A 17292-nucleotide genomic window follows, 5' to 3' on the forward strand; every position below is an offset into this window, starting at 1 on the left:
TCCCGCTAGTGAACCCTGCAGGGAATGGGGTGCGGCGGGGTCTTTGGCTTCTTGACGCCAGCCGTGACGACGGCCCCCTTGGGGCACGCGTCAAGGCACTTGCCGCAGTGCGTGCAGTCCTTCTGCTTGACCACATGCACGAAGCCAGCCTTTCCTTCGATGGCGTCGTCCTCGCACACGTCCATGCACTTGCCGCAGCCGATGCAGCGAGACACCAGGATATGGAACGTGACGAGGGCCCGGCACTGGCCGGCTGGGCACTGGTGGCGCGAGACGTGGCTCTCGATCTCGTCGCCAAAGAGGTCGAGCGCCTGCTCGACCACGAAGGCCATGCGCTGCCCAACTTCGCAGAGAGCCTGCTCGCGCATCACGGGAACGAGATCGCGCATCAACGCGACGTCGCTCGACTGACCCTTGCCGTTGCACGCGTCGGTAAAGATGGCAAACAGCTGGTGGCCACCCTCGTTGCCAAACACGCAGCGCCCGCAGGACTCGTGACGGAAGGCCTCTAGAATGGAGCGCACCGCCTCGACGGCGCAGTCGCCCTGACCCAGCACGCGTGCCTCGTCGCAGCTTAGCGTCACGGCGTCGCCCAGGTGCTCGGGAGAGACGAACGTGCACATCGGATAGCCAAGGTAGACCGCCTTGAGGCCGTCCTCGGCAACGCCTGCAGCGGCGAGGAGCTCGCGCGTCGTCGTATTGGAGGGCATCTCGACGCGCTTGTCGCCCACGTAGACGACCTTCTTCTCTCCTCCGCGAAGCCACGCCTCCCCAGAGACGACGGCCTCGGCGCCTGTGGTGCCAGAGACGGCAGACGGCAGAGGCTTCTCGCCAACCAGAACGCGCGCGGCAGCGGTGTCGTTTGCATACACATAGCCGAAGGAGTCATCGGCGCAGAAGACCTTCTCGGAGGGAAGCGCCGCGACCACGTCCTGCGCGGACGAGGGAATGATCAGCTGGACGTCCTCGGCGGAAACGCGCGCAGCCGCTGAAGGCAGGTCAGAGCGAAGCAGCTCGAGCGCCACCGGACGACGGCGGTCGATGGGCATGAAGTTCACAAGGGTCATTATCGTGCGCTCCTTTGCGGGTACTCGTTCCAAAGCTTCGGGCGCTCAAGGGTCAGGCGAAGGTCGCACTGCAGGCAGCGGCTCGCCTCGCGCTCGGCCTCGTCCTCCGCGTAGGGGCACTCATAGGGCTCGAAGCTGCCGCGCCGCTCTGCAGCGGGAGCGATCTGCGGCATGACGGGCTCGTCGTAGAAGTGCTCGCCCGGCTTTCCGATGCGCTGCTCTGGCTTCTCTGGGTCGAGAAGGACCTCGGTGATGTCACCGTCGCCGCCCAGATAGCGGTCGATTGCCTGGGCGGACTCGCGGCCGCCCTCTATCGCGCCGATGACGGACTTGGTGCCCGTGACGGCGTCGCCAGCCGCGAAGATGCCCTTCTCGCTCGTGCGGTGCTCGTCGTCGGCAACGAGGTAGGGGCCGTGCGTCAGCTCGAGGCCCATGCCGGCGGTGTCCTCGGGCTTCTGCCCGACCGCAAAGATCACGTAGTCGGCCGGCAGCGTAAGCTCCCCGCCCTCGACGAGCTCGGTCACCGGGCGGTGGTTCTCGTCGAAGTAGAACTTGGCAATCTTGTGAATCGTGACGGAGCCGACCTTGCCGGAGCCCTCCTCGGTCTCGTTGATCGAGGTGAAGGCATATGCGTCGTGGAGCGAGACGCCCTCCTCGGCAGCCTCGGCGCGCTCCTCGGGCGTGGAGGTCATGACGGCCTCGGCCTCGAGGCAGCACACGTCGACGCTCTTGGCTCCCAGGCGAACGGCCGTGCGGGCGCAGTCATAGGCAACGTTTCCGCCGCCGAGAACGACTACGCGGCCGTCGACCTTCATCGGGTGGCCCTTGCGCGACGCCTTCAGGAAGTCGGTGTTCCTGATGACGCCGTCGAGGTCGTTGCCCTTCATGCGCAGCACGGTGCCGTCAAAGGTGCCGACGGTGACCAGCACGGCGTCATAGTCAGCGAGAAGAGCCTTGACGTCCTTCACGCGCTCGTTGCAGCGAAACTCGATGCGAGGCTTGTCGTCTGTGCCCTGCGCGACCTCGGCGATGGTCGCAATCTCTCGGTCGAGGACCTCGTCGGGCAGGCGGTAGGCGGGGATGCCATAGCGCAGCTGGCCGCCCAGCTTCTCCTCAGCCTCGAAGACCGTCACCAGATGCCCCTTCTCGGCAAGGTAGTAGGCAGCGGTAAGACCGGCGGGGCCTGCGCCAACGATGGCGACGCGCTTGCCCGTAAGGGCGTCGTGGCGCGTGCGGGCCTTCCACTCGCCCGTGTCGCGCACGGCGGCGGCGCGCTTCAGTCGGCAGATCGACATGGCGCCATGCAGGTAGTTGCGCTTGCACTCGCCTTGGCAGTTGTGGGTGCAGATGTTGCCGAGCGTCTCGGGGAACGGGACCTTCTCGCGCACGACCGCGGTGGCGGCCTCCCACTCCCCCGCCTTCACGTGGCGAAGGTAGCGGGGGATGTCGATGCGCGCTGGGCAGCCGGAGCGGCACGGCACGACGTTGTCCTCGCGGCTGCGCTCGGGCTTGTTGAGGCCGAGCACGTCGATGATCGAGCCCGTGGGGCAGACCTCCACGCAGGCCCCGCAGAAGCGGCAGCCAGCCTCCTCGAGCGAGACTGACCCGTCGATGCCAATGCGCACGCCCTCCTCTGTGCGCTGGTAGTCAAGGACGCCGACGCCACGCAGCTCGCGGCAGGCGCGCACGCAGCGGCCGCAGCGCACGCAGCGCGTGAACATGTGCGTGATCAGCGGGTTCGAGTCGTCCGTCGCGACGGTTCTGGCCCGGCAGCGCCAGCGGGCGGCGGAGACGCCCATGTACTGGTACATCGACTGCAGCTCGCAGACGCCGTACTTGGGGCAGCCCGTGCAGTCGGAGGGGTGCGCGGCCAAGATGAGCTCCATCGCCATCCTGCGGACGCGGTCGGCGCATTCGGCCTTCGAGCTCACCACCATGCCCTCGCGAACCTCTGTCTTGCAGGCGGGAACGGCATGCCCCGACCCATCTATCTCAACCGAGCAGAGCCTGCAGCCACCCACGGCCTCGAGGTCGGGGTGCTTGCAGAGGTGCGGGATGAAGATGCCCGCGTCAAGCGCGGCTTCAAGAACCGAGGCGCCCTCTTTTGCCTCGACCTCGGCGCCGTCAATGGTCAGCTTGACCATGTCCCTCTCCAATCTTGCCATTCAGAAAATGCCGCGCCCCGCCGCATGGCGACGAGGCGCGACCATGTCTCACGAAAGTGCCCTGCGCACTAGTCCCACTCGTCGTCGCCTGCGGACTCGGCAGCAAGAGCAGCGGCGTTCTCGCCGGCGATGCGACCGGAGTTCAGGCAGAATCCCATGGTGTTGCCAGGGATCGCGAAGTTGTAGGAGTCGCCGTAGATGGCGCAGGCGTCAGTGCCCACGCAGTACAGGCCGGGGATGACCTCGGAGTCGTCGGTCACGACCTCCATGCGCTGGTTGATCTTGACGCCGCCCAGGGAGCCATAGGCACCGACGTACTGGCGGCAGGCATAGAAGGGGCCCTGCTCCAGGGGCACCATGAAGGTGTGCTCCTTCTCGAAGAGCTCGTCCCAGCCCTTTGCGCACATCTCGTTGTACTCGGCGACGTTCTTCTCGAGGCCGTCGGGGTCGATGCCGATCTTCTCGGCAAGCTCGCGAATCGTGTCGGCCTTGGCGATGACGTGATTGCCCTCGCCGTCGAGGTAGGTGTCCTCGTCGCGCGCGAACTGCTCGTCGAAGCCCTGGTAGAGGTCCTTGGGGTGGACGTGGGAGACGATGTCGGGACCGTCCTTCTTCCAGTGCTTGAGCATCTTGGTGTCGAAGATCGAGAAGCCGACCTTGCCGGGCAGATGGTTGATCGCGTTGCCGACGAAGGTGGTGTTGAAGATGTCGTCCTCGGGCATGAAGCGCTCGCCGGTGCGGTCGCACCAGTAGCACGGCTGGCGGAAGGCGCCCTCGACGTAGAAGTGGTTCATGTTGTCGGGGAGCTGGTACATCATCTCCATGGTGACCGGCGTGTGGCCAGCGCCCACGGCGTGGCACATGTTGTAGCCGTCGCCGTCCATGCCGGGAACGGCGAAGGAGTAGAGGTTCTTGCCCCAGTCAAAGCCGATCAGGTCCTTGATCATCTTGGGGTTGTTGCCAAAGCCGCCCGTGGCGACGATGACCGCCTTCGAGGAGATGTCGACCTCCTCGCCGTTCTTGTCGAATCCCTTGACGCCCACGACGGCGCCGTTCTCGTCGGTGATGAGCTCCTTGCCAGGGGTCTCGAAGAGGAACTCGACGCCGAGCTCGTTTGCGCGCTCGGTCATGCGCTTGATCATCGTGGTCGCTGCGCGAGGACCGGGCTCGGAGCCGTCCTCGGGCTGCACGACGTGCCAGGTGTACTCGCCGTCGGCGTAGGCGCGGGTGCGCTCGCGGGCGCGGAACGCCGGGCGCACGGAGTTGAACTTGACGCCCATGTCCATCAGCCACTGGATGGTGTCGCCGCTCTTGAAGTAGTACGCGCGCACGACGCGGGCGTCTACCTGGTAGTGCGTGTAGAACATGTGGCGGCGAAGGAGCTCGCCGGGGGTGAGCTCGATCATGCTGGCGCGCTGCAGCGGCGAGCCGGCCGCGCAGGGGCCCATGCCCATGTTGGCGGCGCCGCCCGTGTTGGACGCCTTCTCAAGCACGATGGTGTGAGCGCCATTCTCGGCGGAAGCGATTGCCGCCGCAAGACCGGAGAGACCCGCGGCCACGACCGCGACGTCAGCCTCAAGCTGCTTTGCCATTTCCAAACCTCCCGATATCCGAAAGCCATGCATGGCGCCTCACGCGCGCCATGCACATACCAACTAACGCATGTTTTTACTTTCTCAGCACTGACGCCCAAAGACTATGTGCGAGCGTACAAAAAAGAAACCGCGCGCACCGCCAAGACTGTACCGTGCGCGCGGTATAGACGCTAGTTGTTCTTCTCCGGCATGCTGGGCTGGATGAAGGCCTTGTACTTGGCGACGCGGTTCTTGTAGTTGTCGCCCTTCTGGAGCTCCGCGAGCTCGCCCTCCATGCGCCCGATGTCCTCGCCGTGGATCTGCTTGCCCTCGGCGGTGTCGTGCGCACGGAACAGGCCGCGCTCGTCATGGGTCTCGGAGTCGACGTAGGTGACCTTAACCTTGCCGTCGACGACGCTCACGTGGCCCTCGAGGCCGCAAACCGAGCAGATCGCCTTGTCGGTGCCGGGAACCAGGTAGAAGTCGTTGGCGTGGCAATGCGGGCAGGTTCCGTCCTCGCCCTGGTAGGTTGCGTGCTCGGGGTCCTTCGCCGCGCGGGCGAGGTTGATGCCGATCTGGTGGGCGCGAGCGACGACCTTGTCATCGAGAAGGGCCTTCTTGGACCAAGGCACCCACTCGTTGTCGATGATCTTCCAGGTGGGTGTCATGGCCTGGATGGCGTGGTCGGACTGGGCGTGGGTGCCCCAGTCGGAGCCGCCGATGGCGATGTAGGAGATGGGCTTGCCCGGGCAGATGATGCGGGGGTCAGGAACCTTGCCCTTGCCGCCCTCGGCAATGACCTTCTCGGCGATCTTGGTGCCAAGCACGTTGTTGCCGGTGTCCATGCGCGGTCCGAAGCGGTCCATGATGGTATGGAACAGGCCCGACGCGCCAGTCTCGAAGATGGGGTCGGTCAGGATGATGCCGTCGGCCTCGGCCATCTTGAAGAACAGCCAGTCGAAGTCGTCCTTGTGGATGCACATGTTGCCGCGACCGCTCATGAGCATCTTCACGCAGGTGATGCAGCCGGTGCAGTGCTTGATGTCGAGGTCCTGGGCTCGGATGAACTCTATCTCGCAGCCCTCCTCCTGAGCACCCATCAGCGCTTCCTTGCAGATGCTGTCGTTGTTGCCGTTCTTAGTTCCGAACGAGACTCCCAAGACCTTCGTCATCGGGCACCAACCTCTCTCTGGCAGGCCATGCCGCCACGCCCCTGCGCAGCAGCCCTTCGATGGCAAAAGCCTATCGCCACGAACGCTGTGCAATTGCATAGAAGATTGGCGCGAGATGAGCTCTCAGTTTGTCTTCGCTGAACCTTCGTGGCCAAGCGCGTCGTCGCCAAGGGCCTCCAGGATGCGCGCCGTGAAGGCGAGCGCCAAGCGGTCGTCGCCGTCCTTGAGGTTGAGCTTGAAGAGGTCTCGGATCTTGTTCACGCGATAGAAGTAGGTGTTCCTGTGCACGCTCAGGGCATCGGCGGCCTCGGCGGGGCTTCCCGGGAAGCGCACTGACATCACGGCAGTCTCAAGATAGGAGCTGCCGTGGTCGCGGTCGTAGCGCGCCATCGCGACGACGCGCTTGTCAAGCAGCATGTCCGAGTGCCCAAGCCCCTTGAAGACCGAGGCCACAACCTGAAAGCGACGCTCCCAGAAGAAGACCACGCGCTCAGGCTCGCCCTGCGCGAGCTCGTCGGCCTCGTCCAGGACTATGCACTGCTTGAGGCGAGCGTGGACCTCCATCACGTCCGAGAAGGGCTCGCTCACGAAGCAGCGCATGTCGTTGTTCTCAAGGGCGCTCATGAAGGTGCGGTCGCGCACGATGCGCCGCTCGCAGGAGGCATACCCGTCAAAGCCCGCGTCGCATGCGCTGCCCAAGGACAGGAGCACGACGACGGCCGAGCCGAAGATGGTCCAGACGCTTCCGGAAAGCGCCCCGCCCACGAGCTGGCCCACGCGAGAGTAGTAGTCTCGGCCCGCTCCGGACTGGCCGACCACGCGCAGGAGCACAAACGAGCTGTCATCGGGCACCTCTGCCAGGCGCAGGTGCGCCCGCACGGCATCCTCGTCCTCGAACTTGCCCGCGAGGATGTCGGACAGGATCGAGGAGCCCATGCCCACGCGCTCTCCGGCAACGCCCAAGCGGTCGATCATGAGGCCGGCAAGCGAGGTGGCGTAGTCAATGAGCTCCAGGTCAACGCCCGTGATCTTGCGCGTTACCTCAAATGCGTCGAAGCGCCCCATCTCAAGGCGATGGTGATAGATGATCGAGGTGACGCAGCGCATGTTGTCCGACGTGTTCATCGCGATGATGGAGTGCTTCGAGCTCCTGACCGAGCTCAGGATGCCGTCCGCCGCCAGATGGTCCTCGACAGACTGCGGGATGTAGCCGCTCTCGACCGTCGTTGCGACGTCACGATAGTCTTCGGGCAGCTCACCTGCCGTCGCCAGCACCTTGCGGTCGGTGTTGCTGATGAGGACGGGGTTCCCTATCACCTCGGCGGCGCGGCGCGCAAACTGCCTCAGGTCATAGGAGTCGAGATAACAGCGGAACAGCGTCTCGCGCCGGACTGCAAGCTCGCCGCTTCTTACCACGAGGTGCAAAAACGCCTCTTGGAAGTCGCTGGAGCTGATCTTGCCGCTGACGAAGACGACGTTTCTTGGAGGGCGGTGGTACTGCTCGTCCACCTGGCCCTGCACGTAGACGAGCATGATTCCGCTACCGGTCTCCGGAGCGCCGTCGCGCAGAAAGTCGGCTATCGAGCCCAGGCAGACGACCCCTTTTGACCCGATGTTCCACTCTGGCGAGACGATCAAGTCCCATTCGAGCAGGTCTTCGTCGCGAATGTAGAAGTCGTCTATGGGCAGCTCGTTCAAGACGGTGCGAAGCCTCATGTGTTCCCTTCTGTCCCGCTGTGCTTGTGCACAAACATAGTAACTTCTCCACGTGACGAATTTGGGGTTGGTTCCATGGGAGCCCGGCTTTCAGGGCCCTACCCTAGTCTGTGAACAACTGTGAGGGAAGAGACGGGGGCATCTCATGTGCAAGTGGAACGTCAGGATCCTTGTGAACGATATCGTCCTGGCCCTGGTAATCAACACGAGCGCGACGCTGCTTTCTGGCGCGGCGCTTGAGTGGGCGACGTGGTACCCCTACACCTGCGTGGCTTTCGCCACAAACGTGCTCGCCCAGCTGCTGATTCCTACGGTGAGCATCTCGCAGTCGCTCACCCGTGGCCTCGAGGGCAGCGCGGCACGCCCGTACGTGTCGATATTCATTGAAAACTTTATCTTTGTGACCATCATCTCATTAACCGAGGCCTTCACTCAGGTGGGGGCCGCTCAGATGATTTCCGCTTGGCTTAAGACTTATGTCCAGCTGATGCTGATTGGCTACGTCACGTCAATCATCCTCTTCAAGATCCCGTCGAAGAGCTGGCGGACCCGAGCAATCCAATCTGGCACACCTTAATGAGCATCCCTTATCCCCACGACAACGGCATCCAATTCGTCGAGAAAGGCAGAAAGACAATGGCGCTAATTGACGAGCTCATCGAGAAGGCACGCAAGACCCCGAAGGCGGTGGCCCTGCCAGAATGCGACAACGAAGACACCCTGCTGGCCGCGCGACGCGTGGCCGATGACGGCATCGGGACCCCCGTGCTGGTTAGCCCAGCAGACGTGATCGCCCAGACGGCAGAGCGCGCAGGGGTCTCGACCGAGGGGATGCGCATTGTTGACACCTCCGACGATGCCGCTCGCGAGGAGCTTGCTGAGCGCTACATGGGCGCAGGCAAGGAGCGCCTCTTCTCCGCGAAGGCGGCGCGCAGGAAGGCGAAGAACCCCCTGAACTACGCCATGATGCTCGAGGACTTGGGCGACGTGGACTGCACGTTCTGCGGCCACACCAACACGACCGGCGACGTCCTGATGGCCGCCCAGATGATCATCGGCCTAGCAGACGGCGTCGACGTGCCCTCGATTCTCGCTCTCGTCCAGACCCCGGGCTTCTCGGGACCTGAGGGCGACGTGATCGCCCTTACCGACTGCGGCCTCAACCCCGAGCCCTCCCCAGAGGAGCTCGCGAGCATCGCCATTGCCGCCTGCGACAACGTCTCTTCCCTCATGGACTGGGAGCCGCGCTGCGCCTTCATCAGCTACTCGACCGACGGCTCGGGAGAGAGCTCGAGCGTCGATCGCATTCGGCAGGCGCTCGCAATCGCCCGCGACCGCAGGGCCGACCTCGCCTTTGACGGCGAGTTCCAGCTTGATGCGGCAATCGTCCCCGCCGTCGCCGCCAAGAAGGTTAAGCGCGAGAGCGCCGTTGCAGGGCGAGCGAACGTGCTGGTCTTCCCCGACCTCAACTGCGCGAACACCGTGGTGAAGACCATTCAGCTCTTTGCCCATGGCAAGGGCTATGGCCACAACCTGTCCGGCTTCAAGCGCCCCGTGGCCGACAGCTCGCGCGGCTCGTCGGTCGAGGAGATGGTCGGCGACATCGCCATGCTGGTTCTCTCCGCTCGCTAAACTTGCCCAACGCGCCCCCGCGGGGGCGCGTTTTCCGACGCGAGGATTCGCTTCTCGCTAGTTGCTTTGCTGATTTGCGCTGGTTGCTTCGACGATGGCGCTCATTCGCTTCCTTAATTTGTCCTAATTGCTTGCTTGATATCAGTTGTAGAAGGAGAAGTAATGTCCTATCGCATTTTGACCCTCTCGCCCGGCTCAACTTCCACCAAGGTGGCGGTCTTCGAGGGCGACAAGGCGCTCATGAGGGAGAACGTCCGCCACGATCCCGCAGTCCTCGCGGGCTTTGACCGCGCAGCCGACCAGCTGGAGTTTCGCACCAAGACCGTGCTCGACACGCTCGATGCCGCTGGCATCGAGCTCCAGAGCATCGATGCCTTCTCCGGCTACTGCGGCGGCATGGGCCCGACCGTCGGCGGCATCTTCAAAATCGACGAGAAGGTCTGCGACCACGTGCTGAACTGCGGCATGAACCACCCGGCGATTCTCGGCGCCCCGATCCTCTTTGACCTCGCCGCCCGCTTCGGCAAGCCCGCCTATGCCGTGAACCAGCCCGACACCGACGAGCTGGACGATGTCGCCCGCATTACGGGATATCCCGGCATCTACCGCAAGAGCCACGTGCACTGCCTGAACCAGAAGGAGTGCGCAATCCGCTGCGCGGAGGCGCTCGGCAAGCGCTACGACGAGGTCAACGTGATCGTGGCCCACGTGGGCGGCGGCCTTTCCGTGGCCGCGCACAAGCATGGCCGCATGGTAGACACCAACGACGTGCTCGAGGGATCCGGCCCCTTTGCGCCGAACCGCTCCGGCGACGTGCCGGCAAAGCCCGTGGCCGCCCTCGCCTTCTCGGGCAAGCACGACAAGAAGGAGGTCATGGGCGTCATCGGCAAGACCGGCGGGCTCAAGGGCCTTCTTGGCACCGACGACGCGCAGGAGATCGATGCGCGCATCGACGCCGGCGACGAGTGGGCGAAGGTCGTCTTCGAGGCGATGGCCTACCAGACCGCAAAGCAGATTGGAGCCTTCGCGGCAGCGCTTGCGGGCAAGGTCGATGGCATCGTGCTTACCGGCGGCGTGTCCCATGACCAGCGCTTCGTCGACTACGTGACCGAGCGCGTCAGCTGGATAGCCCCTGTCAAGGTCTATGCGGGCGACTTTGAGATGGAGGGCGCAGCCGCTGGTGCCGTCCGCGCTCTCGACGGCACCGAGGAGGTCATGACCTATACGGGCGAGCCCTCGTGGGACGGCTTCCATATGGAAGGCGCCTTTGCCGACGTGGAGGCTTAAAGCGCATGGCAGAAGAGACTAACAAGTGTGCCGCAGCCACCGAGAAGGGAGCTCAGAAGAAGGGCGGCTTTCACTACGCCCATCTGATCGTGCTCTCATGCATCGTGATAACCTGCCTTCCCTGCGCGCTCGTGCTCAGCTGCGCCGGCATCTTCTTCACGCCGGTCTCTGACTTCTTCGGAGTGCCCAAGGCGTCGTTCACGCTGTACTTCTCGATCCTGAACCTCGCCATGATGGCGACGCTGCCCATAGGCGGCAAGCTCATGGCGACAAAGGACGCGCGCCTGGTGCTCTCCGTTTCTACGATTCTGTGCGGGCTGGGCATGTTCGGCATGGCGTCCTGCCAAGAGATCTGGCAGTTCTACCTGGTGGGCATCGTGCTGGGCGTCGGCGTGGCGCCGCTGATCTACCTGGCGGTGCCCACGCTCATCAACGCATGGTGCGTCAAGCGCGTAGGCTTCTACGTGGGGCTTTGCATGGCGTTCACCGGCATCGGAGGCGTCATCTTCAACACCGTCGGGACCTCGATAATCCAGTCTGGCGCCGAGGGATGGCGGCAGGCGTACTTCATCTTCGGCATCATCATCCTTGTGGGGACGCTTCCGTTCACGCTTTTCGTGGTGAGGAGCAAGCCCTCCGACAAGGGGCTCCTTCCCTATGGAGCCGACGAGAAAGACGCCGAGAAGGACGAGGCCGCGTCTGCTGGCGCTTCTGGCGCTGCCCAGCAGGGAGTCATGGCCGCCGATGCCATGCACATGCCGGCGTTTTGGGCAATCGTGGCCTTCTGCGGCGTCATCACCCTGAACCAAACCGTCTACCAGTTCCTTTCGAGCTACGCGCTCTCGTTCTCCGAGACCCTTCCCGAGATTGCCGCCGCCTCTGGCGTTATTGCCTCTTCCGCCATGCTTGGACAAGCGATTGGCAAGGTGTTCCTGGGCTCGGTGAGCGATCGCTCGGTACGGCTTGGAGCCATCTGCGGAATTGTGGCAGGAGTCGCCGGCGTGCTTCTCATGTGGGCCTTCCCCGCGATTCTCGTGCTGCTGCTGGCGGGCGCGTTCCTCTTCGGCGTGGTGTACGCAATGACCACCGTCGAGACTCCGCTTCTTGTGCGCAGCGTCTTTGGGTCGCGCGACTATTCAAACATCTATTCGCGCGTATCGATGGTGGGCTCGCTCATGAGCGCCGTCGCGGCGGTCTTCTGGAGCCTCGTGATCGATTCCGCTGGAGGCTATGGGCTGATGTTCGCGCTCTCGATCGTCTGCATGGTCGTTTGCCTTGCGCTCGCGCTCTTTGCGCTTGCGCACAAGCCAGAGGCCCAAAAGGAGTAGCCGCCAGACGCTGGCAAGGAGCTTTCGCTTGGAGCGCCCCCGAACGACGGGGGGCGCTCGCGTCTTGCAGCAAAGGTCCCCGCGCGGATGACCAAGCGGGGACCTTCTTGCTTGCAGGCCTTATCGAATCAGCTGCTAATTGCCGTTCTCAGCACTTGGTTTGCGATGGCGGCGATGCTTGCGCTCGCGCGGAACGTAGGGTCCGATGACCGCGCGAAAGTCCGCGGAATCCGCATCCATTGAGGGGCTGTCCGGCCAAATGTAGAGCGAGCCCCGAAGTCCCTCGATATAGGTGTAGGCCCACGAGAGTCCGCGAGCGCCCGAGAGCGCATAGTCGGCGCTCGAAAGGAATCCGTCGAGGTCAGCCTTGGTATATTCGTGCGAATAATGGCCGATCCTGAAGGTGTCGAAGGGCATGTCCTTCATCTTCTCGAGCGTCTGGCGCCACGTGGCAATCGGCAGGCTCTCGGGAAAGAAGAGGCACATGCAAGGGGTGACGGCGTCGCCCGAGATCAGCAGCCGGCGCTCGCGCAGCAGATAGCCAATCGAATGGTCGGTATGGCCAGGCAAGAAGTAGCCCTCGATGGTGATGCCCCCAAGGTCGAGCACGTCGCCTTCCTCGAAGTACGAGAGGTCGGGACGATGTCCTTCTTTCATTGCGGAGAACTCTCCAGCAGGGACGCGTCCCTGCTCCACGAGTATGTCAATCGCGTGGGCGTTGTCCTCCTCGTTCTGTTGAACTTCTACGTCTTCTTCGCGCGGAATGCGAACGTCGTCGAAGAGGTAGGAGCCTGCGATGTGGTCGTGGTGGCGATGCGTGAGTAGCACGGTCACCGGAAGAGAGCCAGCGAGCTCTGAGACGATCGGTCGGATGTCCCCGATGCCTACGCACGAGTCAATCAACGCAGCGCGATTGGCGCCTTTCACAAAATAGCAACGGCAACCGATGACGTCGGCAATCTCCCATAGCCCATCGCCAAGATCCGTTACCTGAAAAAGCCCATCCATCAGGCGTTCCTCTCTTTCTTAAAAGCCAATCTCCTCCGCAACAGGTATACCCCGTCGCCAGAAGCCAATCCGCGCTGCCGGCGCGCTTCGCTCGCGCGACTGGGAGCGGCACATTGGCTGCCAGGTTGCGCGACTTCTGATGCCCGAGCCTGCCAGGTTGCGCGACTTCTGATGCCCGCTTTGCCAAGTTGCGCGACTTCTGATGCCAGACCTGCCAGGTTCCGCGACTTCTGATGCCGCAAAAGTCGCGCAAGTTGGCAGGGCCTCGTTGTGTGGGGGTGCCGAAAAAATGACACCTCCCATCGTGCGGGGCGCCCCTCTCGCCCAGCACGCCTAGCTGCGGCTTCTCCGGGCTTCGAGCCCCATCGTGCGGCTCGCCGCGGAAGGCCCGGGGGACTGCTCCCATTGTGTGGGGCTCGCGCAGCGCCCAAGCCCGACCGACCCGCACGATGGTCCCCCTTACCTGCGCGTTCTCGCCACAGCCCCACACGACAGGGAGGAACCAGCTGAAGCTTGTCCCACACAACGGCGAGGCACCTCGGCGCAGCCCGCGAACTCCCGCACGACGTGCTCCTCGACCTGCGGGAACGCGGCAAATCCCCACACGACGGGCAGGGTCATTTCTGCGCCGGTCCCACACATTGGGGCTGGGCACCACCTCTGCCAGGTTGCGCGGCCTTTGATGCCCACCTCTGCCAGATTGCGCGGCCTTTGATGCCGCAAAAGTCGCGCAACCTGGCAGCGCAGAGAGGCAGGAGCGCCCACGACGATAGGAAACGTCGCGGGCGCAGGTCACAGCTAGTAGATCAGACGAGAAAAGAGGCTAGTGCATCTCGGGAGCGGGGTCGTGGCAGATGTTGCGCGCGGCGTTCTCGATCGGAGTGTTCAGGAAGAACGTGGTGACGAAGCAGGCAATCCACACGGGGATGATGTTCTCAAGGAAGCCGAAGATCGAGGCGATGAACGGCGCGCCACCCAGCACGCAGGCGTCAAGCGTGCCGACGAGATAGCATAGGACGACAGAGTAGACCGTGTTGATGGGCACGTTTACCAGCGCGCCGAACTTGGCGCCGTCGGAAGGCTTCGCGCGCTTCATTGCCCAGCGAACGCCCCACTCGGGAAGCGCAGGAATCATGCCGATGATTGTCGCGACGCACCAAGCAAACACGAAGTTGATCCAGAACATCGGCCAGATCCAGCCCTCGCCATCAGCGGGCGTGGCGCTGTGGAAGACGTAGATAGCAAGCCACTCGCACATCGTGCAGAGCACGGCGGCAGTGCAGAGGTTCAGAAGCGCCGCCTTGACGAACCTGGTTGAAGTCTTCATCGGCATGAGAGATTCCTTCCCCGATATTATGGACATTCGTCCAAAGGTACAAAATGCGGCGTGCGGACAGGTTTCCGCACGCCGCCCGATTACCCCTCATGCTAGGAGCAAGCGAGAATTTCTCCTATGGCTTTTAGCAACAAGCCTTCGCCAATATGTCGCAACTTTATGTGCTATAGCACGAAGCGAAAAGTGCACTAAAGAATCGCCATGGCCGCCTTGTACCCATCGTGGACGGCGTCTCGGACTATCGTCGCGCGGTTGGAGTTGCCGATGTTGAACGCCTTGGCTCCGACCTCCCCAGCCGCCGCAACCAACGAGTCTGCAAGCTCGGCGTTGGGCTCCATGCCAAACGAGTACATGTAGGTGTCGGCCTTGACCACCACGCGCTCTCCCCCAGGCGTGCCCTTCTCGTCAGTTGCCTTCTCGCAGACAAGGCCCTCGTCCGTGAATTCGAGAGGAACCGTAGAGAGCATCTGCTTGATGCCGCGCTTGTCCATCTCATCGAGAAGCGCGTTGCGATAGTAGCCGAACGTGCTCGGGGTGATGCGCGCCTTGCGCACGACCATCGTGACCTCGTGCCCAAGGCTCGCCAGGTTGAGCGCCGTCTCGCAAGCGGTAAGGCCGCCGCCGGCAATCACGATCGAGTGCCCAAGCTCGTCGAGGTGGTAGTAGCTGTCGGCCGCGTCCATTGCGCGCTCGGCCCCAGGCAGCTTGCAGCCACGGTTGTGCGCGCCCACGGCCACGATCACCGCGTCGGGAGCCGTCTTTTTGATATATTCCGCGTCAACGGCAGTGTTCAGGAGCACCTTGGCGCCGCTCTCATCGAGCTCGCGGCGGAGCACCTCAATGAAGTCGAACCACTCGCGCTTGTCGTGGTCGTGCTCAGAGAAGAGAAGGACGCCGCCCAGGCGGTCGGACTTCTCGGCGAGCACCACGTCGTGGCCGCGACGGGCTGCCGTGATTGCGGCCTGCATGCCGCCGACGCCTCCGCCCACAACGAGGACGCGGCGCTTGCCCTCGGGCTTGGGAAGCCTGTCGGGATAGAAGCCAAGCCCGCTCTCGGGATTGATTGAGCAATCGCCCATGACCGCCGGACTGTACACCTTCATGAACTCCTCGGGCGGCAGCTGGTACCACAGGGGGATGTCGGTCTTGTGCTCGCAGAAGCCAGGGTAGCAGTGGAAGCAGCGCACGCAGCGATGAACCATGTCCTCCCGGCCGTCAAGCGTCTTCTCGATGAACATGGGGTCGGCAAAGCACTGGCGGCCATACTCGACGAAGTCGACCTTCCCGGCAGCGATGGCGTCTTCTGCCTGCGCCACGCTGTTGAAGCCTCCGATGACAGAAACAAGGCTCTTGTGCAGGTGCTCCTTGATGGCTGCCGCGCGATCGAGGTTAATCCCATGAGGGTCGAAGATGTCGCTGAACGTGTCGCTTCCGTTGCCTAGCTTCTTGATGCCGCAAGACACATGGAAGATGTCCACGAGACCGTCTATCTGCTCGGCAAAGCCGCAGGTATCCTCGAGCGTCATGCCGCCAGGCGCGCAGTCCTCGGCGCTCATGCGCAGCTCGATGACCTTGTCCTCCCCCACGCCAGCCCGAAGCGCGCGAAGAAGCATCTTCGGGAAGCGCGAGCGGTTCTCGATGGAGCCGCCGAACTCGTCGGTCCTGTGGTTGGTTGCGGGCGAGATGAACTGCTGGATCAAGAAGCCATGCCCACCATGGAGAAGGACGCCGTCAAAGCCGCAGGCAGTGGCAAAGCGCCCAAGGTCGAAGAAGTCATGGCAGACCTTCTCCATCATCTGGCGGTCCATGCCGAAGACATGGCGTCCATCCTCGCGCACCATGTCGTCAGGGCCCCAAGGCTGTTCGGCGTCGTCGGCCTCGAGCCCCTCGTGCGAGAACTCGAAGTAGGCAAGCGCCCCGCCCGCATGGATGCGGTCGGCATATTCCTTGGCCTTGTCGAAGTCGCTGCCGTAGTAGTGGTGGATGTCGATGGCGCGGTCCATGAAGGCGCCGCGGCTCTCCTCAAAGTTGGCAGGGAGCTCGCCGGTCGAGACGCATCCAAAGCCGCCCTCGGCACGCACGCCCACCATGCGGTAGATGTTCTCGGCGATGTCGGGAATGAAGTAGGCCGCATGGAAGAACATGGTGGGCGCGGCAATGAGCCTGTTCTTGTAGACGTTGCCGCGAATCTCGATGGGATCAAAGACGTGCGGGTACTTGGTCGCGCCAGGACGGCCCTCGTACAGGGCACGCGCCTCCTCAACGCTTCTGACGACCTTGCTCTCAGGCGCCTTCTCCTCTTGCTTTCCCCTCTCGGGCATGGCTTCCCCTCTCATAGAAGATTTCCGGATTTATCGCAAAGACAGCGGCGCTCAGCTCATCTTTCTGTTGGCCGCACGCCGACGGGCTCCAAGGGCGCCCCTACTTGTCGCTCTCCTTGTCTTTTGGAGGAAGCGGCGACAGCGCGGCCATCGTGCGCTCCTTGCCAAAGATTGCGCTGCAGACGGCCATGCCAGAGAGCACCAGCACGCTTGCGAGCACCAGCCCATAGCAGAAGAAGCAGATGAGGTGAACCGTCGTCAGAGGCACTTGCAGCATGCTCACGAAAAACGAGGTGGCAAGGCCGAGGAAGATGCTCGGGATGTTGCCGAAGATGGTGCCCTCGAGCAGGTTCTCATGCGTCGTGAGGATCAGGAAGATGACAATGATGGTCGGAAGGATGTTCGAGAGGAACATGTTGTCGCCAAAGCCCGAGAACAGCTGCATCACAAGCCCATTCACGATTGCCCAGAGGCAGCCGCAGACGTAGCCGACGATCATCGAGGGAATGACCTTGAAGTCGGCTCCCAGGGCAAAGAACAGAAGCAGGGGCAAAAAGAGCATCCAGATGTAGTTGGTATAGCCAAGAAGCCCCATCACCTGCATGAGAAGCGTGAGCACGATGGCCCCGGTGAGCGACTGGACGAGCTTGATCTTCCTTCTGTCAGACATGGCCTCTCCTTAGCAA

Annotated in this window: 13 protein-coding genes; 4 read left to right on the forward strand and 9 right to left on the reverse strand. The window is 63.1% G+C overall.

All coding sequences use genetic code 11. From position 1 onward, the window contains the following. Window positions 1-5: 5 nt before the first annotated feature. The 5 genes from ACOYJL_RS01865 to ACOYJL_RS01885 all read right to left on the reverse strand — a co-directional run bounded on the left by ACOYJL_RS01865 (window position 6) and on the right by ACOYJL_RS01885 (window position 7694). Entirely contained in the window at window positions 6-1067 is a 1062-nt protein-coding gene (locus ACOYJL_RS01865; RefSeq protein WP_433568505.1) for an NADH-ubiquinone oxidoreductase-F iron-sulfur binding region domain-containing protein, read from the reverse strand. After that, the gene (locus ACOYJL_RS01870) at window positions 1067-3211 is read right to left on the reverse strand and encodes an FAD-dependent oxidoreductase (RefSeq protein ID WP_433568506.1); all 2145 of its coding nucleotides are present in this window, start codon (window positions 3209-3211) and stop codon (window positions 1067-1069) included. Before ACOYJL_RS01870 ends, ACOYJL_RS01865 begins: the two co-directional genes overlap by 1 nt. Window positions 3212-3300: 89 nt before the next feature. Then, on the reverse strand, window positions 3301-4824 hold the full coding sequence (locus ACOYJL_RS01875; protein WP_433568507.1) for an FAD-dependent oxidoreductase: 1524 nt from the start codon (window positions 4822-4824) through the stop codon (window positions 3301-3303). A gap of 173 nt (window positions 4825-4997) precedes the next feature. Beyond that, the gene (locus ACOYJL_RS01880) at window positions 4998-5978 is read right to left on the reverse strand and encodes a flavodoxin family protein (protein ID WP_433568508.1); all 981 of its coding nucleotides are present in this window, start codon (window positions 5976-5978) and stop codon (window positions 4998-5000) included. 123 nt (window positions 5979-6101) lie between these two features. Next, window positions 6102-7694 (reverse strand): helix-turn-helix domain-containing protein, encoded by a 1593-nt coding sequence (locus ACOYJL_RS01885; RefSeq protein ID WP_433568509.1) that lies wholly within the window; start codon window positions 7692-7694, stop codon window positions 6102-6104. 145 nt (window positions 7695-7839) lie between these two features. Between ACOYJL_RS01885 and ACOYJL_RS01890 the strand changes: the two genes are divergently transcribed. The 4 genes from ACOYJL_RS01890 to ACOYJL_RS01905 all read left to right on the forward strand — a co-directional run bounded on the left by ACOYJL_RS01890 (window position 7840) and on the right by ACOYJL_RS01905 (window position 11941). Continuing rightward, window positions 7840-8271 carry an ABC transporter ATPase gene (locus ACOYJL_RS01890; protein WP_433568510.1) on the forward strand — a complete coding sequence of 144 codons (432 nt, stop codon included), beginning with the start codon at window positions 7840-7842 and terminating at the stop codon, window positions 8269-8271. Window positions 8272-8330: 59 nt separating this feature from the next. Further along, the gene (locus ACOYJL_RS01895; RefSeq protein ID WP_433568511.1) at window positions 8331-9326 is read left to right on the forward strand and encodes a phosphate acyltransferase; all 996 of its coding nucleotides are present in this window, start codon (window positions 8331-8333) and stop codon (window positions 9324-9326) included. A 162-nt stretch (window positions 9327-9488) separates the two neighbouring features. After that, on the forward strand, window positions 9489-10613 hold the full coding sequence (buk, locus tag ACOYJL_RS01900; protein WP_433568512.1) for a butyrate kinase: 1125 nt from the start codon (window positions 9489-9491) through the stop codon (window positions 10611-10613). A 5-nt stretch (window positions 10614-10618) separates the two neighbouring features. Beyond that, complete coding sequence (locus ACOYJL_RS01905) at window positions 10619-11941, forward strand: MFS transporter (protein WP_433568513.1); 1323 nt, start codon at window positions 10619-10621, stop codon at window positions 11939-11941. A 135-nt stretch (window positions 11942-12076) separates the two neighbouring features. On the opposite strand, the gene ACOYJL_RS01910 is transcribed toward ACOYJL_RS01905, so the two are convergent. The 4 genes from ACOYJL_RS01910 to ACOYJL_RS01925 form a co-directional block, all read right to left on the reverse strand. After that, complete coding sequence (locus tag ACOYJL_RS01910) at window positions 12077-12949, reverse strand: MBL fold metallo-hydrolase (RefSeq protein WP_433568514.1); 873 nt, start codon at window positions 12947-12949, stop codon at window positions 12077-12079. A gap of 823 nt (window positions 12950-13772) precedes the next feature. Beyond that, window positions 13773-14282 carry a hypothetical protein gene (locus ACOYJL_RS01915; RefSeq protein WP_433568515.1) on the reverse strand — a complete coding sequence of 170 codons (510 nt, stop codon included), beginning with the start codon at window positions 14280-14282 and terminating at the stop codon, window positions 13773-13775. Window positions 14283-14473: 191 nt separating this feature from the next. Beyond that, entirely contained in the window at window positions 14474-16606 is a 2133-nt protein-coding gene (locus ACOYJL_RS01920) for an FAD-dependent oxidoreductase (protein ID WP_433568516.1), read from the reverse strand. 100 nt (window positions 16607-16706) lie between these two features. Further along, window positions 16707-17276: a DUF1097 family protein gene (locus tag ACOYJL_RS01925; protein WP_433568517.1), complete on the reverse strand. Its 570-nt coding sequence runs from the start codon at window positions 17274-17276 to the stop codon at window positions 16707-16709. Window positions 17277-17292 lie beyond the last annotated feature (16 nt).

It is taken from the genome of Tractidigestivibacter sp., assembly GCF_050946515.1.
In the GTDB taxonomy this organism is placed as follows: domain Bacteria; phylum Actinomycetota; class Coriobacteriia; order Coriobacteriales; family Atopobiaceae; genus Tractidigestivibacter.